The sequence below is a fragment of the Desulfobacter sp. genome (assembly GCF_050177295.1).
The window spans coordinates 1-19,012 of the sequence record NZ_JBFXHE010000043.1 but is presented as its reverse complement, the minus strand read 5'-3'; the positions used below and the strand labels follow the sequence as shown (position 1 = coordinate 19,012).

Below are 19,012 nucleotides of genomic sequence, written 5' to 3'. Positions count from 1 at the left end.
CCTTGTCCGGCAGGTCTGAGATTACGGTTTTATCGGTTTTCAGGCTGCGCAGGATATAGGGAAATATCATCTGCCGCAGCCTGGCATATCCGTTTGGATTGTCTTTCAGGGTTTTGGCAAACTTAGAGAACTCTGTCCTGTTGCCCAAAAGCCCGGGATTTAAAAAATCAAACAAGGACCACAGGTCTGACAGCCGGTTTTCCACGGGCGTGCCGGTCATGACGATCCGGTGGGCCCCAGGCAGGGCTTTGACGGCCCGGGTTTGCTGGGTGGCGGGATTTTTAATGGCCTGGGCCTCGTCCAGGATCAGGCAGTGCCAGGAATACTTGGCAAGCCAGGCGTATTTTTTCACCAGGGCGTAGCTGGTGATGACCAGGTCCAGGCGATCCAGTTGAGCCTTGGGCAGCTTGAGCGCCTTGTTCTTCTCTGTCTTGCCGGGCTGTGAATCCGACGCGGTAAAACCGGGGTGGGCCACACAGGTTTTAAGGCCAGGCAGAAACCGGCTGATTTCTCCCTGCCAGTTTGAAATCAAAGAGGCCGGCACCACCAGAAGGCTTGCCGGGCGTTTGCCGGTTTCAGGAAAGGTACTCAGCCATGCCAGGATCTGGACGGTTTTTCCCAGGCCCATATCATCGGCCAGGCAGGCCCCGAACCCGTAAGCGGTCAAAAAGTTCAGCCAGTTTACGCCCTTTGACTGGTAGGGCCGCAATTTTGCTTTAAAGCCTTTGCCCGGTGCCACCGGATCAATCTGTTCCGGGTGGGTCATTTTTTCCAGTACAGATGCCAGCCATGTTCCGTTGGAGACACAGACATCCACCTGGCCGGCATTGCCCTGGCCAAGCATCTTTTCCGGGGCCAGACTGGCCCGCATGGCTGTTCCCAGGGTCATGCCCTGGGCGGCCAGAGCTTCAATCCGGTCCCAGGCTTTCAGGGCCTGTTTGAGTTTTTCCGGGTCCACAGCCACCCATTTGTTTTTGATAAACGCCAGGCCTTCGGTCTGTTCCAGGATGGCTTCAACCTCCTGCCTGGATAACGCCAGACCGCCTAATTCCACACTGACGTTGAAATCAAGCAGCGCATCCAGCCCGGCCATGGTTGGTTTGCTGTCCCCCATGGAGAGAGTCACCCGGGGGGTGGATGCACTTTGCTTCCACCAGTCCGGAATCCGGCAGAGCACACCGCAGGCCTCGTAATCCGGAATCTCTTTTAGAAAGCGAAACGCCTCATCCCCATCCCAGGCCAGGGGATGGAACAATTCGCCGGATTCAATGAGATCCGCTATTATCCGGCTTTTTTCCGCCGCCTTGTACACCGTGGATAACAGGGTCAGAAGGTCGTCATGGTCATGGGTTTCAATGGCATGTTTCAGGGGCAGGTGCTTGGGTTTTCCATTGGCTCCCATGCCTGCGGAATAGGTAGCCATAAAGGCAAAGGGCAGGCCCGGATTTTTATTTTCCACCAGATGGAAAAACACCCGGCCCGCCGGGTGAAGATCGGGGTTTTTCTCCCGGAAATAATCGCTGACCCGGCCCCTGAATGCTTTGATATCACGGGAAAACGCCTCATTAAACCCCTGCCACAGCTCCTCCAGCATACCGGCGGTTACGTATTCGGCCCCGGCCATCATGGGACAGGCTGAAATGAAATCGCTGACAAGTCCCGGCGGTAAGCCGATGACAGCGTCCTGCCCCAGGGTTTCAAGTTCGGCTGTCTTTAACAGCTCCCGGACAAAACAGCGGGAAAACCGCAGGAAATAGTCCAGGGAGGCTGAAAAATCCCAAGAAAATTGCTTGAACCCCAGGTTGTAAAGCCAGTCGTTCCCAGGAGTTTCAGCGCTTTGGGTGATTTCCTGCAGGCACTGTACCCGATCCGGGGAAATCGTGTCTTTAACCGTTTCCCATTCAAGCACCAACGCCTGGTCCGGCATGACTGAAACAACCGGTTGTTCTTTCGTTCTGTCCGTCAATTAATCTTGTCTCTTAATCTTATTTCCGCCATTGTTATTCTCCGGCGCAGATATATCAAATCCTTTAACAAGCTGCTGCAAGTCTATGCTTTGTCCTCTTCAAACAGTCGTGCAACTTCCGGGGGCAGATCCTGAAGCTCCAGGGTGACGGTCCTGCCCTTGTCCCTGAACTTGAGGAAACAGGCGTGCAGGCCCATGGCGTCGAACTGCTTTTGGGTTTTTAGGAATTCAAGGGCCCTCGGGGAGCCATACCGGGGATCGCCCACGACCGGATGCCCTGCCAGTTTGGCGTGGCGCCGGATCTGGTGCTTGCGGCCGGTGAACAATTCAATGTCCAGAAGGGTATAATGGAGGGACTGGTCCAGGACCCTATAGCGGGTCAGGGCCTTGATCCGTTTTCCCTGGCCCCGGGGATCTGCTCTGCCGCCGGCGGAGTTGGTCAGGGGGGTATCCCAGGTGCCCCTGGCCTGGCCGGGATGGTCAAAATGGCCGTGGACCAGGGCTTTATAGCGTTTTGTCACCGTCCCCCCTGCAAAAAGGTCCGAGAGGCTGGTCAGGGTGTCCCGGGTTGTGGCCACAAGGAGGAGTCCCGAGGTTTCCTTATCCAGGCGGTGCACGGGCTGGAGTATTTCCGTGCTGCCGGGGCCTAGTCTTTTTTGGAGTCCGGATATCATATCCCTGCCCGGATCGTTATGGACACTGATGCCCCCGGGCTTTTCCGCGCAGATCCAGCCTTGTCCCTGTTCTATGATTTTGATTTTTTCTTTCATGGCAGCCCATCCTATCCCATTTCGGGCCGGGGGTCAAAGGCAATGAAGGGCAGGGGCAACTAAAGACAGGGGCAGGAATGCCCTGGTCCGATCAGGATGCCAGCGGAGAGATCGCCGCCATGTCAATCGGCGCATCTCTCCGGGGGCTTTACAACCAAACCGGGGAATTCGGCACGGGTATTACAAAACCGGGACTCATCGGATGCCGGTATGGTTACCGGAACCTGCGATGGATGCCCGGAAGCCCTGTATTCCACCGGGCAGGAGCATCCGGACTGCGGGTGTCTGACTGGCAGAACATCATACTGGTTAACATGCTGGGCAAACGGTTCTATGACGAAACCGTGGAGCAATTCACCTCAAATAATGCAAAGTCTATCAATCCTTACGTTCCGGGCAGTTATCGGAACGCGGCAAATATCAAGTATAACCCCAACAACTTTATCAATGTGGCTCTTGCGGGGATTGGGGGACCAGCATAACGGTGGCTAGGTACAATACTTTCGTGGAAACCGGAAAAGATGAGGACTTTGGCAAACCGGCTCCCAGATACAGGATCGAGAACCCGCCCTTTTACGCTGCCTGGGCCGCTTGGGCCGCTCCCGTTATCCATGACACGCGCGCCGGCCTGCGAATCAATGCCAAGTGTCAGGTGCAGGATCTGAACGGCGAGGTCATACCGGGACTCTACTGCGGCGGCGAATCCGCCGGAGGTTTTAGCCAGCACGGCTTGGCGCGTGCCATCTGCCAGGGATACATCGCGGGCAGACATGCCGCGGCCGAAAAAACGAGAAGTTGACTCTTTTGAGGTAACCCATGAACAGAGAAATCCGATTAGGGCATTCCCGTCACCATGGAAAGCGTTTGACAATGCCTGAAGCATTCCTGTAGTTGTGGACTGTTTGAACACTATTATTAGGATGATGCAAAGATGATCAACACAGAAGCCATAAACCGCCTCAAAGAGATCGTGGGCAAGGACAGGTGTTATGATTCCCCAGAGCAACTGGCCTGTTATTGTTATGATGCTTATTTTGAAGAGGCCATGCCCGACCTGGTCCTGTTTCCCTGTACCCGGGATGAGGTGTCCGGCATTTTAAAAATATGTTCTGCCCATAAGATTCCGGTGACGGCCAGGGGCGCGGGCACTTCGGTGTGCGGGGCCAGCATCCCGGCCAAAGGCGGGGTGGTCCTGTGCTTTTCAAAAATGAACCGGATCATTGAGATCAACACCAAAGACCGGTACGTGATTGTGGAACCCGGCGTGGTCAATGCTGATCTTCAAAAGGCACTGGCCCCGTCCGGGTTCTTTTATCCCCCGGATCCCGGCTCCATGGCTGTGTCCACCATTGGCGGCAACGTGGCCCAGAATGCCGGGGGCCCCCGGTGTCTGAAGTACGGGGTAACCGTTGATTATATCCTGGGCATGGAGGTGGTGCTGGCTTCGGGAAAGGTGGTGCGCTTTGGCAGCCGCAATGTCAAGGATGTCACCGGCTACCGGCTCTCCAGCCTGTTCTGCGGATCCGAGGGAACTTTGGGCATGGTTACTTCCGTCATCCTCAAGGTGTTGCCCCTGCCTGAAAGCGTGTCCACGCTGCTTGTCACCTTTGATGATCTGGACAATACGGCAAAAGCCGTGGCTGATATCATTGGTGCCGGTATTTTGCCGGTGGCATTGGAGTTGATGGACAAGACCACCATCCGGACCATTGAAGCCAAGGCCCATATCGGGCTGCCCGTGGAGGCCGAAGGCACACTGCTTATCGAAGTGGACGGGGTGAAAGAGGCGTGTGAAAAAGAGATAAACAAAATTACCGAAAAGCTTGAAGCCAACGGGGCTGTGAACATAGCGGTTGCCAAGACAGAGGAGGAACGTGAAAAACTCTGGCAGGCAAGACGTTCGGCCTACGGGGTCTTTGCCAAGCTTTCACCTAGTCTCTACATGGAAGATGTTGTGGTGCCCGCCGGCAAAATTCCGGAAATGACCCGTATCATCGTGGATATCACAGATAAATACAAGCTCATCGTGGGGGTGATGGCCCATGCCGGCGACGGAAATATGCACCCCATGATTCCGGCGGACAAAACCAATACAGAAGAGTGGGGCAGGGTGGAAAAAGCATTTGACGAGATTATGGCTGCAGCCGCTTCCCTGAACGGCACCCTGTCCGGCGAGCACGGCATCGGCCTTGCCAAGGCCAAATATCTGCCTTTGGTCATGAGCGAAGATGCCATTGAGTTCATGGGTGTCATTAAAAACGCAGTGGATCCGGACGGTATCCTGAATCCCGGGAAGTTTGTGTAACATGGCAGATTCATACGGACAACATTGCAACAGGTGCGGGTTCTGTCTGTCTGTGTGCCCGACATACCTGGCCCAGGGCACCGAGGATGCCTCCCCGAGAGGCCGGATACAGCTCATTGATTTTTTTTCAGCCCATAGGGTCGGCTCATCTGAAAAACTCAAGGAGATTATCTCCAAATGCCTGATGTGCGGTAACTGCGCCACCATCTGTCCTGCGGGCATCAACCATCCCGAACGATATATACGCATGCGCGAAAAGATGATTCTCGACCACGGGGATATGCCCGAGATCAAAAGCCTGGTCTATCTTCTGGCAAAGGAATCCAGAATCAGGATGGTGGCAGGGGCGGCGAAAATAGCCCAGAAAATTGTACCCCAGGTGTTTGCCGAAAAATACCGGCTGGGCAACATCGCGTTAAAACAGTTTCCTGTTTTGAATAAAATCCCGTTCAGGGCAGCAGCCCGGGACCCGATGACGCCCATGCCCGGGCATAAATCAAAGACTGCATCAGGACTGAAATACGGACGAGTGGCTTATTTCTCCGGCTGTGCCACCAATTACCTTTTTGATGACACCGGCTTTGCTGTCCTGAATATTCTGCGCCACATGGGGGTTGAGGTGATCATTCCCGAAACCCAGACCTGCTGCGGCACTCCCATGCTTTTCCACGGCGGCCGGGAAAAGGTAAAAAATAATGTGAATAACAACCTGGCCTGCCTGGATGCCCAGGGCATTGATGCTGTGATCGTGGACTGCCCCACCTGCGGTGCTGCATTGAAAAATGACTATCCTGCGCTTGCAAAAGAGTTTGATCTGGATCAGGATGCGGCAAATCGGGTTGCAGGAAAAGTGGTGGATATCAGCGCCTTTATCATGGCCTATGAAACCCCCGAAGACTTTCCCCAAAACGATGAGGCGGTGCGCGTCACCTATCACCAGCCCTGCCATCTGCGAAACCATCTGCCCACCCCGGGAAGTGCCCAGGCCTTGTTGAATGCACTAAAGGGTGTTGAATATACCCAGGCCCTGGATATGGCCTCCTGCTGCGGCGGGGGCGGTACCTTTTTCTACGAATATCCGGAGGTGTCCAGGGGCATCGCAAAGAAAAAAGTGGCCAATGCCAAAGCCACTGGGGCGGATCTCTGGGTGACAGACTGTCCGGTGTGCCGGATAAACCTGGGCGGATATCTTGATGACCCCGCAGGCTTAACCGTGGTGCATCCGGCGTGTGTTGCCGCTCAATTCCTGCCTTTCGGGCGGGTTATTAGGTTTTAGGACATGGAAATTTTTATACTATTAAATTAAGCGGCAGCGGTCACATGGACATTATTTCAACCATCATCCCGATATTCATTATTATCTTTCTGGGTATGTTTGCCCGGCGTAAAGGCTTTTTATCCCGGGATTTTTTACACCAGGCCAATCTCCTTGTTTATTACATTGCCATCCCTGCCATGATTTTCAGCGCCATTGCCAAATCTTCTTTGAAAACCCAATTTCATCCGGGGGTGATCCTGGTCACGCTTGCAACTGTGTGTCTTATTGTGCCGGCAGCCTGGCTGACGGCACACACCGCAAACATTGCACAATCATCAAAAGGCACCTTTATCCACTGTGCCTTTCATGGCAATCTGGGGTATATCGGCCTGGCTGTGGCCTTTTATTACCTGGGCCACGCGGGCTTTGTCAAGGCAGCCATTATTGCAGGCTTTGTCATGGTTCTGCAAAATATTCTGGCTGTGGCAGTGCTCCAGTTTTACAGCCGGAATTCCGGCCGCAGTACAAACCTGACCTCAACCCTGGGGTCTGCCATGACCAACCCGGTGATCCTGTCTGCCCTGGCCGGCATTGTTTATTCCCTTTTGGGGCTGTCCCTGCCGGTGATTCTGGACCGGCCGCTTACCATCCTTAAGGGGATGGCGCTGCCCATGGCACTGCTGCTGATCGGGGCTTCTCTCTCCTTTGGAAAGATCAGGCTGGTCTTTTCTTCTGTGGTGATGACGTCGGTATTAAAGCTTCTGGTGATGCCTGCCATGGGATTTGTTCTGTTTAAACTGTCTGGGATATCTGCCCAGGATTTTATTCCGGGGCTGATTATCCTTGCTGCGCCCTCGGCTACCCTGGTCTATATCATGGCAGAACAGATCGGCGGTGATCCGGACCTTGCCGTGGCCGTGATCTCAATCTCTACGCTTCTGTCCGGGCTTACTTACGGCATATGGCTGAGCATGGGGTGACAATATGCGGTGTTTAAAATTTATGATTTCAGCGCTCCGGGGATGCTACACACCGGAATGGGTTCCATTTTATGGCGGTTGGCCCGGTTGAATTTTTTATATACGTTCAGAACATTTTTCTGATGATCTGTTATATCCTGGCTTTTGTCCCCGGCTTCATAGGCCATGGCCCATTCCAGCTCCTCATAGGACGCCCCGATCTGGCTTTCGTCCGTACGGTTGTCTTCCCAAAGCCCGTCGGTGGGCCGGGCCGAAAGGATATCCCGGCTGACGCCAAGGTACTGGCCTAGGGCATACACTTCGGTTTTCATCAGGTCTGCAATGGGGGATATGTCCACGCCGCCGTCCCCGTATTTGGTATAAAATCCCACGCCGAAATCCTCCACCTTGTTGCCGGTGCCGGTCACGAGCATGCGGTGGTGGGCGGCAAAGGCGTACAGGGTGATCATGCGAAGCCTGGACCGGGTATTGGCCATGGTCAGGCCATCCTGAATGTCTGACGGCAAGGTTGTTTTTACCTGCTCAAATACCGGGGTAAGGTTGACATCATGACCTGTGACATTGCCGTAGGTTTTAGACAACCAGTCAAGGTGCGCGCTGGACCGGGAGATCTGGTCCGATGCCTGGTGGATGGGCATGTTCAGGGCGATTACAGGGTAACCTGTCCTTGCGCATAAAGTTGATGTGACAGCGGAATCAATCCCGCCGGATACGCCGATAGTGAATCCCTTTAATCCGGATGCCTCGACATAGTCTTTCAGCCAGTTGATGATGTGGGCAGCCACTTTTTCTGCATTCATATTCTTTCCTTGCATGGATGGGTTGCTTGGGTTTCCAAATCCCCGCAGGCAAACTGCCGGGCGTATTCGTACAGCATGATGGAGGCGGCCACGCTGACGTTCAGACTCTGGGAGCGCCCGTACTGGGGGATGGTCAGTTGTTTGACTTCCGGGAACAGGTCCGGTTCAAAGCTGAGGCCGAACTCTTCATGGCCGAATACAAAGGCGCTTTTTTCAGGCAGGTCCACATCCATCACCGGATCGCCCTGGCCCGGTTCAAGTATAAACGGGGTGTATCCCCTTTCAAGAAGTTGGGCGTAACAGGAGATGAACCGGCTGTGGAATTTTGCCGGCACATATTTGAATGCACCCCTGGCAGGTGCCGGATCAAAGAAATCCGTGCCGATAAGATGGACCTCATGGCAGCCAAAGGCCTCTGAGCTTCTGAATATCTTGCCGATGTTAAATGTGGGTTTCAGGCCGTCCAGAACAATGATGCATTTGTGAATGCCCGGAGTGGCCAGGCGGTTTTTATTCCGGTGGCGGCGAAATCGGCGCATTGCCTCTTCCTTTGCGGCCTTGATCATCATTCTTGCTTTATATGAGCCCATGATCCTTTTTTCCAGTTAAGTTCCAAATATTTTGTATACACCCTTGCCGTTAAAATTGCAAAACTGCTTAACGGTGTTTTAATACCGCCATGGTCAGGCGGGACACGCAGATCAATTCTCCGTTATCGGTTTTAATGTCAATGTCCCAGACCTGGGTACTCCTTCCCAGATGTAACGGTGTGGCTCGGCCCGTGACCTGGCCCCGGGATATACTTTTAATGTGATTGGCTTTGATTTCAAGGCCCACGCTGTAATATCCGTCATCAAGGGCCATCTGGGAGGCGCAACTGCCAAGGGTTTCGGCCAGGACCACCGAGGCACCGCCGTGGAGGATGCCCATGGGCTGATGGGTGCGGCTGTCCACGGGCATGGATGCGGTCAAAAAGTCCTCACCTTTTTCTACAAAAGTAATATCCAGGAGACTTATCAGTGTATCTGCCCCGAACTGGTTCATATCATCAACAGTGAACTCTTTTTTCCAGATCATGTTCTGTCCTTCATTTCTTTATATTGCTTTGCTATAAATGGATTTGGTATAACGGGTTTCGGGCCTAAAAAATTGCTTTGTTCGTGCTATTTCTCTTCTGGCGCAGGGCGGGTCGCGCCGTTAGGTAAATACATATTGGATTTGGATCAACTTTGCAATAACGGCTGTTGTATATCTGCAAAACCGTAACCCAGACAAAAAAAAGGAGGCGAACCATGCCCATTGTCAACTATCAGCAATATTGCAGGATGCTGGATAATGCCAAACAGAACAAGTTTGCATACCCGGCCATTAACACCACCTCAAGCGAAACCATTAATGCCGCACTTTTAGCTTTCAAAGAGGCCAACAGCGACGGAATTATCCAGGTTTCCACAGGCGGCGGCAGCTTTGCCTCGGGCCTGGGGGTTGGACAATCCTATAAAGGCGCTATTGCCCTGGCTGAATTTGCCCATTCCATGGCAGCCTATTATGATGTCAATATTGCCCTTCATACGGATCACTGCCATCCGGAATATGTGGACCCTTTTTTAATGCCCCTGATCCAAGAGACGGCAAAGCGCCGTGCCAAGGGACTGCCCAATTTGTTCAGTTCTCACATGTATGACGGTTCTGCCCTGCCCATGGCTGAAAATATTGCCGCCGCCAAAAAGATTATGGCGGACTGCATGGCCAATGACCTGATTCTGGAAATTGAAATCGGCGTGGTTGGCGGCGAGGAAGACGGGCATGATACCTCGGGCGTGAAAAAAGAAAAACTGTATACAACACCCCAGGACATGGTGCTGGCTGCAACGGAACTGGGTGCCATGGGACGGTTTCTTCTGGCCGCGACCTTCGGCAATGTGCATGGGGTGTACAAGCCGGGTAATGTGGTGCTCAAGCCTGCAATTTTAAAAGACGGTCAGGAAGCCGTGGCCAAGGCGCTTGGTGCGGACACCCGGCTGGACCTGGTATTCCATGGCGGGTCCGGTTCTGAATTAAAGGACATCCACGAGGCCCTTGATTACGGGGTGGTTAAAATGAACGTGGACACAGACACCCAGTACGCCTATACCCGGCCAGTGGCAGACCATATGATGAAAAATTATGATGGTGTGCTCAAGATTGAAGGGGAAGTGGGCAACAAAAAGGTGTACGATCCCCGCTCCTGGGGCAAAAAAGCTGAGAGGGGCATGGCTGACCGTATTATGCAGGCCTGCCGGGACTTAAGATCCGAGGGCACTTCCCTTGGAAAAAATATCTGATTGCCCCCTGATTTACGCTTCCAAAGCAAAGCCACAAAAGGCATGTTCCTTGTGTTGCGTTGGCCCGTTTTAAGAGGATAATAGAATGAAAAAGCTGTTTTTGTTTGCTTTTGCCCTGTGTTTATCTGCGGTACAGACAGCCCAGGCGTCGCCCCCCAAAGATACCCTTGTCATGGCGTTCAAAATAGATGATATTATTTCACTGGATCCGGCGGAAATTTTTGAATTTTCCGGTGCTGAATATGCTGCAAACGCATACGACCGGCTGATTAATTATAATGTTGATCATGTCAGTGAGATATATCCGGGTATTGCTGAAAGCTGGGATATCTCAGGTGATGGTTTGACTTATGTCTTTAAAATCAGGAAGGGTGTTACCTTTGCTTCGGGTAACACGCTGTCAGCAGACGATGTCGTCTTTTCCCTTCGCCGGGTTGTCCTGCTTGACAAGTCGCCGGCCTTTATCCTGACCCGGTTTGGGTTTACGCCTGACAACGTGGAGAAAACCATAACCAAGGTGGATGACTACACGGTAAGGATCGTTGTGGATAAAGCCTATGCCCCCACCTTTTTTCTTTACTGCCTGACCTCAACAGCCGGGTCTGTTGTGGATAAAAAAGAGGTCATGGCACATGACAAAGACGGTGATCTTGGCTATGGCTGGCTTAAGACCGGATATGCTGGTTCAGGGCCCTATACCTTAAGAATCTGGAAAGCATCGGAACTCATGGTGCTTGATGCCAACGAACATTACTGGGGAGATGCGCCGAAATTGAAACGCATCATCATCCGGCATATCACCGAATCTTCCAGCCAGCGCATGCTGCTCGAAAAAGGCGACATTGATATGGCAAGAAACCTGACTGCGGATGATCTGAAAAGTTTGGAAAACAATACAGATATTAAACTCCAGAAAAGGGCCAAAGGTAAGGTCTATTACCTGGGGCTGAACCAGAAAAACCAGTATCTCAAGATACCCGAGGTGCGCCAGGCACTTAAGTATCTCATTGATTACAAAGGCATGGAACAGACCATCCTTAACGGTCAGGCCACGCTGCACCAGTCCTTTTTGCCAAAGGGATTTCTGGGCGCCCTGGAAGAAACGCCTTTTTCCCTTGATATTGAAAAAGCAAAAGCACTTTTAAAGAAAGCCGGCCTTGGGAACGGCTTCACCGTCACCATGGACACAAGAAGTTCCGAACCTCTCACCTCCATGGCCCTTTCCATCCAGTCCACCTTTGCCAAAGCCGGCATAAAACTTGAGATTATTCCCGGGGACGGCAAGCAGACCCTGACCAAATACCGGGCCCGTCGGCACGACATCTATATCGGAGACTGGGGACCGGACTATATGGATCCGCACACCAATGCAGACGCCTTTGCACGCAACCCGGACAACGCCGATGATGCGAAATCCAAATCCCTTGCCTGGAGAAATGCCTGGGATATCCCGGAGATGAGCCAAAAAACCGACGCAGCTGTTTTGGAACGGGATACGGCCAAACGCGCCCGGATGTACCTGGATCTCCAGCGGGAACACCAGCAGTGCTCTCCCTTTGTGATCATGTTCCAGAAGATTGAAGTGGTGGCTGAAAAGGCCAATGTTAACAATTTCATTCTGGGACCAAGTTTTGACAGTAACTTTTACCAGTACACAACCAAATAATTTTGACCATGGGCCTAAAACAGGTGGTCCGGGTACTGGTGATGGTGTCAACCACCTTTCTGGGCCTTTTGCTGATCACCTTTCTCATTGGCCGGGTTGTTCCCATTGATCCGGTGCTGGCTGTGGTCGGAGACAAAGCCTCCCCCCAGGTTTACGAAAAAGCCCGCATTGCCATGGGGCTGGACCTGCCGCTGTGGAAACAGTTTTTTATTTATATCTCAAAAGTGCTCAGCGGTGATTTCGGCACGTCCGTGCTCACGGCCAATTCTGTGGTCGACGATATTTTAAGGGTTTTTCCGGCCACTTTTGAACTGAGTATTACGGCTATGATCATCGGCATTCTGGCGGGTATTCCCCTTGGCATATTTTCGGCGGTAAAAAGAGACAGCTTTCTGGACCATGTCACACGTGTCATTGGTCTGTTCGGATATTCTCTGCCCATTTTCTGGCTCGGGCTGATGGGGTTGATGTTTTTCTATGCCCGGCTTGACCTGCTGCCGGGGCCCGGCCGTATGGATGTCTTTTATGAGGGGATTGTAAGCCCTGTCACCGGCTTTTTGACCCTGGACAGTATGATTGCCGGGGAGTGGGAAATTTTCAGAAACGCCGTGTATCATCTGATTCTGCCGGCATCCGTTCTCGGGTATTATTCCATGGCATATCTGTCAAGAATGACCCGGTCCTTCATGATTGAGCAGCTTGGCCAGGAGTATATTCTTACTGCCCGGGTAAAGGGTGTCAAGGAGTGGAAAGTGATATGGGGGCATGCCCTGGGCAATTGTGCCATCCCCTTGATTACCGTTATTGCCCTTGGTTTCGGCAACCTGCTTGAAGGCTCGGTGTTAACGGAAACGGTTTTTGCCTGGCCGGGCCTGGGCCTGTATCTGACAAATTCCCTGCTTAACGCCGACATGAATGCGGTTTTAGGCAGCACTATTGTTGCGGGGGCCATATTCCTGGGGGTTAACCTGTTCTCCGATTTTTTATACAAAGTAATGGATCCAAGGGCCCGTGAGTTTCCCCAATGATATTTAAATTATGACAAACAAAGCATTAAAAACAGGCGGCATGAGGGAATGGCTTCTGGCGGATACGCCGGAGTCCGCTTTTCAGGCCTGGACCGGCAGGGCCTGTCTGGGGCTTCTGGCATTCATGAAAAACCGGCTGGCGGTTCTGGGGCTTCTGATTATTGTGGCACTGATTGGCATTGCCGTGTTCGCGCCTGTCATTGCGCCCTATGATCCGGTTGAAACCCAGATCAGCAACCGCCTTGCGCCGTTGTCTTCAACCCACTATCTGGGTACGGACGAGATGGGCCGTGATATTTTCTCCCGGATTATCTGGGGATCCCGCCTGACCCTTTATGTCATCGGTCTTGTGGCCATTATTGCAGCGCCTGTGGGACTCCTTGTGGGTACAGTTGCAGGGTATTTCGGCGGAATCGTCGATACGGTGCTCATGCGTATCACCGACATTCTCCTGGCCTTTCCCAAGCTTATTCTGGCCCTGGCCTTTGTTTCTGCGCTTGGCCCGGGAATTGAAAACGCCATTATTGCCATCTCCATCACCTCCTGGCCACCTTACGCCAGAATTTCCCGGGCAGAGACCCTCACTATCAGGCATTCGGATTTTATAAAAGCCATCAGGCTGCAGGGGGCTGGTGGGCTCAGGATTATTACCGGCCATATCATGCCCCTTTGCCTGTCTTCTCTGATTGTCCGTGTCTCCCTGGATATGGCAGGCATTATCCTCACAGCCGCAGGCCTCGGATTTCTGGGGCTTGGGGCACAGCCGCCCTGTCCGGAATGGGGTGCCATGACCGCTGGCGGAAGAGCGTATATCGTCGACTACTGGTGGCTGATCACCATGCCCGGGACTGCCATCTTTATTGTCAGCCTTGCATTCAACCTTTTGGGGGACGGGCTTCGCGAAGTCCTTGATCCAAGGAGTGACAACTGATGACCGGCAACACACCACTGCTCACGGTAAATGATCTGTCCGTGGTCTTTCCTTCTCCCAGAGGCGATGTCTGCGCGGTCAACAATGTCGGCTTTTCCATGGGCAGGGAAAAAATCGGGATTGTGGGAGAATCCGGTTCCGGAAAATCCGTGACCGGCCGGGCTGTGCTGCGTCTGCTGCCGCCCTATGCCAGGGTGAGGGCATCGGATATCACCTTCAGGGGCAGAAATCTTCTGGCCTGTTCCGAAAAGCAGATGAGGAAAATCAGAGGCCGGCAAATCTCCATGGTCATGCAGGATCCAAAATATTCCCTGAATCCGGTAAGAACCGTGGGAAATCAGATCAGCGAGGCCTATACCATTCATCATAAAGCCGGGAAAAAGCAGGCCCGGCAAAAGACTTTGGATATGCTCAAAGCAGTCAGGATCAGGCATCCTGAGCAGGTATACGGCCTTTATCCCCATGAGGTGTCCGGGGGCATGGGCCAGAGAATCATGATTGCCATGATGCTTATTCCCGAGCCCAGCCTGCTTATTGCCGATGAGCCCACATCCGCCCTCGACGTTACGGTGCAGCTCCAGATCCTTGCCATCCTTGATGATCTGGTCAGAGAAAGGGGTATGGGCCTTATTTTTATCTCCCATGACCTGGCGCTTGTAGCTTCTTTCTGCGACAGGGTGATCATTATGTACGGCGGGCAAATTATGGAAGTGGTGGACGCAGGCAATCTGCATAAATCAAATCATCCTTACACAAAGGGATTGTTTGGCTGCCTGCCTAAAATAGACGGCAACCCGGATCATCTGCCCATACTTGTCCGGGATGATGCCTGGCTTAAGCCGCCGCCGGAACGTTTTGGCAGGGAGACGCCCTATGATCACCGTTGAGCATCTCAATATTTTTTTCGGCCATGGCCGGACCCGCAGCCATGCGGTAAAGGATGTCGGCTTTACCGTCGAAAAAGGCCAAAGTTTCGGCCTGGTGGGAGAGTCCGGATCAGGCAAATCAACGGTTCTCAACTGTATCGCAGGGCTTTTGACCCATTGGAGCGGGCGTATGGAAATTGACGGTGTCAGGTTGACGCAGACAAGGGATATGGCGTTCTGCCGGAAAGTTCAGATGGTTTTCCAGGACCCTTACGGCTCCCTTCATCCCAGGCATACCATTGACCGGACACTAAAGGAGCCGGTGAAGATCCACCGGTTTGGGGATGCCAACCACCGGGTGGCGCGTGTGCTTGACGAGGTTGGCCTGGGCGCGAAGTTCAGGTTCCGTTTTCCCCACCAGCTCTCGGGCGGGCAGCGCCAGCGGGTGGCTGTGGCCCGGGCCCTTATCCTTGATCCTGAAGTTATCCTGCTGGATGAACCCACCTCTGCTCTGGATGTATCCATCCAGGCCGAGGTGCTGAATCTGCTCCAGGATATACGCAAGGAAAAAAATCTGACCTATATCCTTGTCAGTCACGACCTTGCCGTGGTCTCCCATATGTGTGATACGCTTCTGGTGATGAACCGGGGAAAAACCGTTGAGACCATTACCCGCAGTCAACTTAAACGCGGTGCGATCAGTGAAAAGTACACAAAACAGCTTCTTATTGCCGGCAAGGGATATGACCGAACCGCCATTGATCAGTTTCAGGATTTCGAATGACCCGAAAAATTTTTGATTTTGCAAGTTTTTTTCAGATGGTATACGCTTTGCCTGTGATCCTGCCAAAGGGATGATGTAAGCTTAGCGCATGGAAACGTTACCGGGATCCAAAGGTCAATATTTAATTTGGATGGTTTAATCAGGAGGATAAAATGAAAAATAGATGTTTGAAGTTCCCAACCCTAATCATTCTTGTTTGTTTTGGCTTAACTTCCATCCTGCCGGCCGCAGCACTGGCAGGACCGGGGTCGAAATCAGGCCACTGGGGCGGTCCGGGGCACGGAGGTGGTCCGGGGCACGGAGGGAAATCCGGTCCGGTTTTCAGGCATGTTCCGCCGGGCGGTCAAATGGTCAGGCACAGGGGAGAAGATTATTTTTTCCACAGTGGCCGCTGTTACAGGCATGGACCTAAAGGGTATTTCTGGGTACGTCCTCCGCTGGATATCATTGCCTACAGTCTTCCGGCTGCTGCTGTCACGGTGCTGATCGGGGGATTAACCTATTATGTGTATGACAATGTTTATTATAGAAGAGTGCCTGCCGGATATCAGGTGGTACAAGTTCCCACCCAGACAACAACCGTTGTGCATATACCCCCTGAAGCATCCGTGAATCCGGAGATTTCCGAAACCCAGGTCGTGGTGACGGCCAAACTTCTTAATGTCCGGTCAGGTCCTGGAATAAACCATGCCGTTTTAACCCGGATTTATATGGGAAATGTTCTGATCGTCCAGGGCAGTGCGTCTGACTGGTATTATGTCCGGCTTCCTGATAATACCTATGGTTGGGTCATGAAATCGCTTGTTTCTGTGCCCGGCCGCGGGGCCCAGGGATAGGAACAATGGAGGAGCAGGGCATGTCACCATCATTGAATAGATTTTAATAGTCCACCTGATACGAGGAAATACCATGAGAATCGTTACCCGTCCTGATTTTGACGGCATTGTCTGCGCAGTCCTGTTGCGCCAAGCCCTGGATACGTCTTTACCGATATACTGGATAGAGCCCAATGCCATTCATTCGGGTGCCGCTGATATCCGGGATAGTGATATCCTTGCCAATCTGCCCTGGCATACCCATGCCTATTTGTGGTTTGATCACCACATTTCCAACAAACCCGCCCAGAACGTGCCTGGCGCCTTTGACGTTGCACCGTCTGCCGCCTGTGTTATCTACAAGTATTATAAAGCCCGCAACCTTCTGGACAACCGGTTTGATGAACTGGTGGATCAGACCAATATGATTGATTCCGCCGATCTTACCCGGGCACAGGTTAAAACGCCTGAGGACTATCCTTACCTGATTTTGTCCATGACCATTAAAAATAAAGATTTTCAGGATATCCCCTATTGGGAGCGCCTGGTGGGGATGCTTGGGAAAGCGGATATTAACGCCATACTACAGGATCCCGAGGTGGACAGCCGGTGCCGGGAAGTGATTGAGGAGAACAAGGCATTTAAAAATTATCTGGAAACCTATACCACCATGGTTGAACGGATTTCCGTGACCGATTTCAGAAAGCTCGAAAACGTACCTTCGGGCAACCGTTTTCTGACCTACTCCCTGTTTGAAGACGCCATTGCCAGTGTAAAGATCCGGTATGACGGGCAGGACAAAAAACATGTTCTGATCAGCGTTGGTCACAGCATCTTTAATCCTGAATGCCGGGTAAATGTGGGTTCCATGCTGGCCCGCTATGGCGGCGGCGGACATTTCGGGGCCGGCGGATGCACGCTGGACGCCCGTGATGCCCAGAAAAAAATTGATGAAATTCTGGACATTTTAAAGATCAATCAGGACCAAGGATAGTTTCCCGTTATTCAATCTTCCGGACTTTGTCCCTGATGGAGCCGTTTTCCGCAGCTTCCATGAATTCGTGCCCCAGTGTCTTGCACATCTCCGCGGCTTTGTTCCAGGCCTGGATCCTTTCATTATCCCTGCCCATGAGCCGGACAAAATCCCGGCGGTCCGGGATGCGGCCAAAGGGCAGGGTTGAAACAAATCCGGGAGACGGGGCCAGAAGAATAATCCGGTCCATGGCCCTGCCTTTAAGCCTTCGTTTCGTGAATTTTTTATCAAACCATCCAGGGGTCAGTTCCGTATAAAAGTGGGGATACAGGATAAAACCGGCCTGTTCAGGGTTTAAGGAAAACGCCGGGTGATAATCCAGAAGGCCTCCGTCCCGGTAAGTGCCCTCAGGTGCGCCCGCAATATAATTCACGCCCTCCATGACCATGGGGATGGACCCTGATGCCAGAAGTGCTTTGGAAAAATTTTTCCGGTCAAGGGGGACGGGTGTTGTGGGAAAATTGTTTTCCGCCAGTATCCCGGTGTCATATTGGGGGTGATGGAAAAAAACGCGTTCAAAACAGAACTGCTGAAGTTTTCTGGATATCGCATTCAGGGCAAACGCCTGTCCCACGCCAATGGTCTGGATAAGACGGTGTTTTGAGCCCATGAGCCCTTTGCACCGGACTGCAGAAAAACCAATGCGGATCCATGGGTGGCTCAAGATTTCATCAATGGCCCGGGGTGTGAGAAATTCATCCATGATCCGCCGGGTCTCCCTGAATATCTGGACTGCTGAGACCCTGCCTTTATAATACTGATGGGCATAGGCGTGTTTAAGCCGGTCAAAGGCCTCCTGGCAGTTGGCCTGGGCTGCTGCGGCAAATTTCCATGCCCCGATGGAGGTGCCGAACAGGTGCAGAGGCCGGGTCCGCCCTGAAAACCACTGGGAAAAAATTACGGAATCAAGCCCGTAAATGCAGAGCCATTTGGCTGCGCCCGAGGCCCCGAGCATGGCATCGATATGGTCAGGAGAAAGACCGTTTTCTTTAATATGGCGGTAAGCTGTTGATCCGGCAAGAATGGTGAGATTGTCTGACATGGGTGGGTACCTTATCTTTTAAATTTCCTTTTTGAAAATTTTATGCATTGTTGGGAAAAAATGCGGAACAACAATAACATAAGGATATATATATGGAAATTAAATACCTGCCCAAAGGCATTGTCATGGGCTTTTTCATTGCCGTTCCAGGTTATATGTTTCCACGCTGTTTCTTACCCTCCCCATGACCGGGGCAAGCACCTCCCGGGTGTGCTCCCGGATTATTCATCTGGGCGGAAAACCAATTTTGCCACAACCGGGTTGATATCTTACGTGAAAAAAGGTACTTGTTCCAAAGCATATAATTTTATGATCTTAGAGCCTGTTTGATAATTAACAAGGAGCCGGCTGTAACCTTCTGATCAAAATTGAAATCATAGCGATATACATAACATTTTCGCTCATCAGAGTAAGGTTCTCAAAATCCTTACTTAATCGGCGGAA

Annotated in this window: 19 protein-coding genes; 13 read left to right on the top strand and 6 right to left on the bottom strand. The window is 52.3% G+C overall.

Going from position 1 to position 19,012, the window contains the following annotated elements; genetic code table 11:
- A partial coding sequence (locus AB7U36_RS05535) for an SNF2-related protein (protein WP_428158796.1) occupies positions 1 to 1,966 on the bottom strand: 1,966 nt, incomplete at its 3' end.
- Positions 1,967 to 2,049: 83 nt separating this feature from the next.
- Positions 2,050 to 2,736 carry an RluA family pseudouridine synthase gene (locus AB7U36_RS05530; protein ID WP_428158795.1) on the bottom strand — a complete coding sequence of 229 codons (687 nt, stop codon included), beginning with the start codon at positions 2,734 to 2,736 and terminating at the stop codon, positions 2,050 to 2,052.
- 77 nt (positions 2,737 to 2,813) lie between these two features.
- Here AB7U36_RS05530 and AB7U36_RS05525 point away from each other — a divergent pair, with 77 nt between their 5' ends.
- From AB7U36_RS05525 to AB7U36_RS05505, 5 genes are all read left to right on the top strand, one after another.
- Positions 2,814 to 3,218, top strand: coding sequence for a hypothetical protein (locus tag AB7U36_RS05525; protein WP_428158794.1), 405 nt, complete (start codon positions 2,814 to 2,816; stop codon positions 3,216 to 3,218).
- A gap of 2 nt (positions 3,219 to 3,220) precedes the next feature.
- Positions 3,221 to 3,535 carry an FAD-binding protein gene (locus AB7U36_RS05520; protein ID WP_428158793.1) on the top strand — a complete coding sequence of 105 codons (315 nt, stop codon included), beginning with the start codon at positions 3,221 to 3,223 and terminating at the stop codon, positions 3,533 to 3,535.
- Between the two features lie 132 nt (positions 3,536 to 3,667).
- Positions 3,668 to 5,041: an FAD-binding oxidoreductase gene (locus AB7U36_RS05515; RefSeq protein ID WP_428158792.1), complete on the top strand. Its 1,374-nt coding sequence runs from the start codon at positions 3,668 to 3,670 to the stop codon at positions 5,039 to 5,041.
- A 1-nt stretch (position 5,042) separates the two neighbouring features.
- Positions 5,043 to 6,317, top strand: coding sequence for a (Fe-S)-binding protein (locus tag AB7U36_RS05510; RefSeq protein WP_428158791.1), 1,275 nt, complete (start codon positions 5,043 to 5,045; stop codon positions 6,315 to 6,317).
- A gap of 44 nt (positions 6,318 to 6,361) precedes the next feature.
- Positions 6,362 to 7,279, top strand: a complete 918-nt coding sequence (locus tag AB7U36_RS05505) for an AEC family transporter (RefSeq protein WP_428158790.1) — start codon at positions 6,362 to 6,364, stop codon at positions 7,277 to 7,279.
- Positions 7,280 to 7,299: 20 nt separating this feature from the next.
- Here AB7U36_RS05505 and nadE read toward each other — a convergent pair whose 3' ends face one another.
- From nadE to AB7U36_RS05490, 3 genes are all read right to left on the bottom strand, one after another.
- Positions 7,300 to 8,079, bottom strand: coding sequence for an NAD(+) synthase (gene nadE / locus AB7U36_RS05500; RefSeq protein ID WP_428158789.1), 780 nt, complete (start codon positions 8,077 to 8,079; stop codon positions 7,300 to 7,302).
- Positions 8,076 to 8,669, bottom strand: coding sequence for a TrmH family RNA methyltransferase (locus AB7U36_RS05495; protein WP_428158788.1), 594 nt, complete (start codon positions 8,667 to 8,669; stop codon positions 8,076 to 8,078). Before AB7U36_RS05495 ends, nadE begins: the two co-directional genes overlap by 4 nt.
- 67 nt (positions 8,670 to 8,736) lie before the next feature.
- The gene (locus tag AB7U36_RS05490; RefSeq protein ID WP_428158787.1) at positions 8,737 to 9,156 is read right to left on the bottom strand and encodes a hotdog fold thioesterase; all 420 of its coding nucleotides are present in this window, start codon (positions 9,154 to 9,156) and stop codon (positions 8,737 to 8,739) included.
- 215 nt (positions 9,157 to 9,371) lie between these two features.
- Between AB7U36_RS05490 and fbaA the strand changes: the two genes are divergently transcribed.
- The 8 genes from fbaA (at position 9,372) to AB7U36_RS05450 (ending at position 17,487) form a co-directional block, all read left to right on the top strand.
- On the top strand, positions 9,372 to 10,403 hold the full coding sequence (gene fbaA / locus AB7U36_RS05485) for a class II fructose-bisphosphate aldolase (RefSeq protein ID WP_428158786.1): 1,032 nt from the start codon (positions 9,372 to 9,374) through the stop codon (positions 10,401 to 10,403).
- Between the two features lie 85 nt (positions 10,404 to 10,488).
- The gene (locus AB7U36_RS05480) at positions 10,489 to 12,069 is read left to right on the top strand and encodes an ABC transporter substrate-binding protein (protein WP_428158785.1); all 1,581 of its coding nucleotides are present in this window, start codon (positions 10,489 to 10,491) and stop codon (positions 12,067 to 12,069) included.
- 8 nt (positions 12,070 to 12,077) lie between these two features.
- The gene (locus AB7U36_RS05475) at positions 12,078 to 13,097 is read left to right on the top strand and encodes an ABC transporter permease (protein WP_428158784.1); all 1,020 of its coding nucleotides are present in this window, start codon (positions 12,078 to 12,080) and stop codon (positions 13,095 to 13,097) included.
- A gap of 10 nt (positions 13,098 to 13,107) precedes the next feature.
- The gene (locus AB7U36_RS05470; RefSeq protein WP_428158783.1) at positions 13,108 to 14,028 is read left to right on the top strand and encodes an ABC transporter permease; all 921 of its coding nucleotides are present in this window, start codon (positions 13,108 to 13,110) and stop codon (positions 14,026 to 14,028) included.
- Complete coding sequence (locus AB7U36_RS05465; RefSeq protein ID WP_428158782.1) at positions 14,028 to 14,915, top strand: ABC transporter ATP-binding protein; 888 nt, start codon at positions 14,028 to 14,030, stop codon at positions 14,913 to 14,915. Before AB7U36_RS05470 ends, AB7U36_RS05465 begins: the two co-directional genes overlap by 1 nt.
- Entirely contained in the window at positions 14,902 to 15,678 is a 777-nt protein-coding gene (locus AB7U36_RS05460; protein WP_428158781.1) for an ABC transporter ATP-binding protein, read from the top strand. Before AB7U36_RS05465 ends, AB7U36_RS05460 begins: the two co-directional genes overlap by 14 nt.
- 152 nt (positions 15,679 to 15,830) lie before the next feature.
- A complete protein-coding gene (locus AB7U36_RS05455; protein WP_428158780.1) occupies positions 15,831 to 16,514 on the top strand; it encodes a DUF6515 family protein in 684 nt (227 codons plus the stop codon).
- Between the two features lie 73 nt (positions 16,515 to 16,587).
- Positions 16,588 to 17,487 (top strand): exopolyphosphatase, encoded by a 900-nt coding sequence (locus AB7U36_RS05450; RefSeq protein ID WP_428158779.1) that lies wholly within the window; start codon positions 16,588 to 16,590, stop codon positions 17,485 to 17,487.
- 7 nt (positions 17,488 to 17,494) lie between these two features.
- Here the strand turns inward: AB7U36_RS05450 and AB7U36_RS05445 are convergent, their stop codons facing one another.
- Complete coding sequence (locus tag AB7U36_RS05445; RefSeq protein ID WP_428158778.1) at positions 17,495 to 18,568, bottom strand: patatin-like phospholipase family protein; 1,074 nt, start codon at positions 18,566 to 18,568, stop codon at positions 17,495 to 17,497.
- Positions 18,569 to 19,012 lie beyond the last annotated feature (444 nt).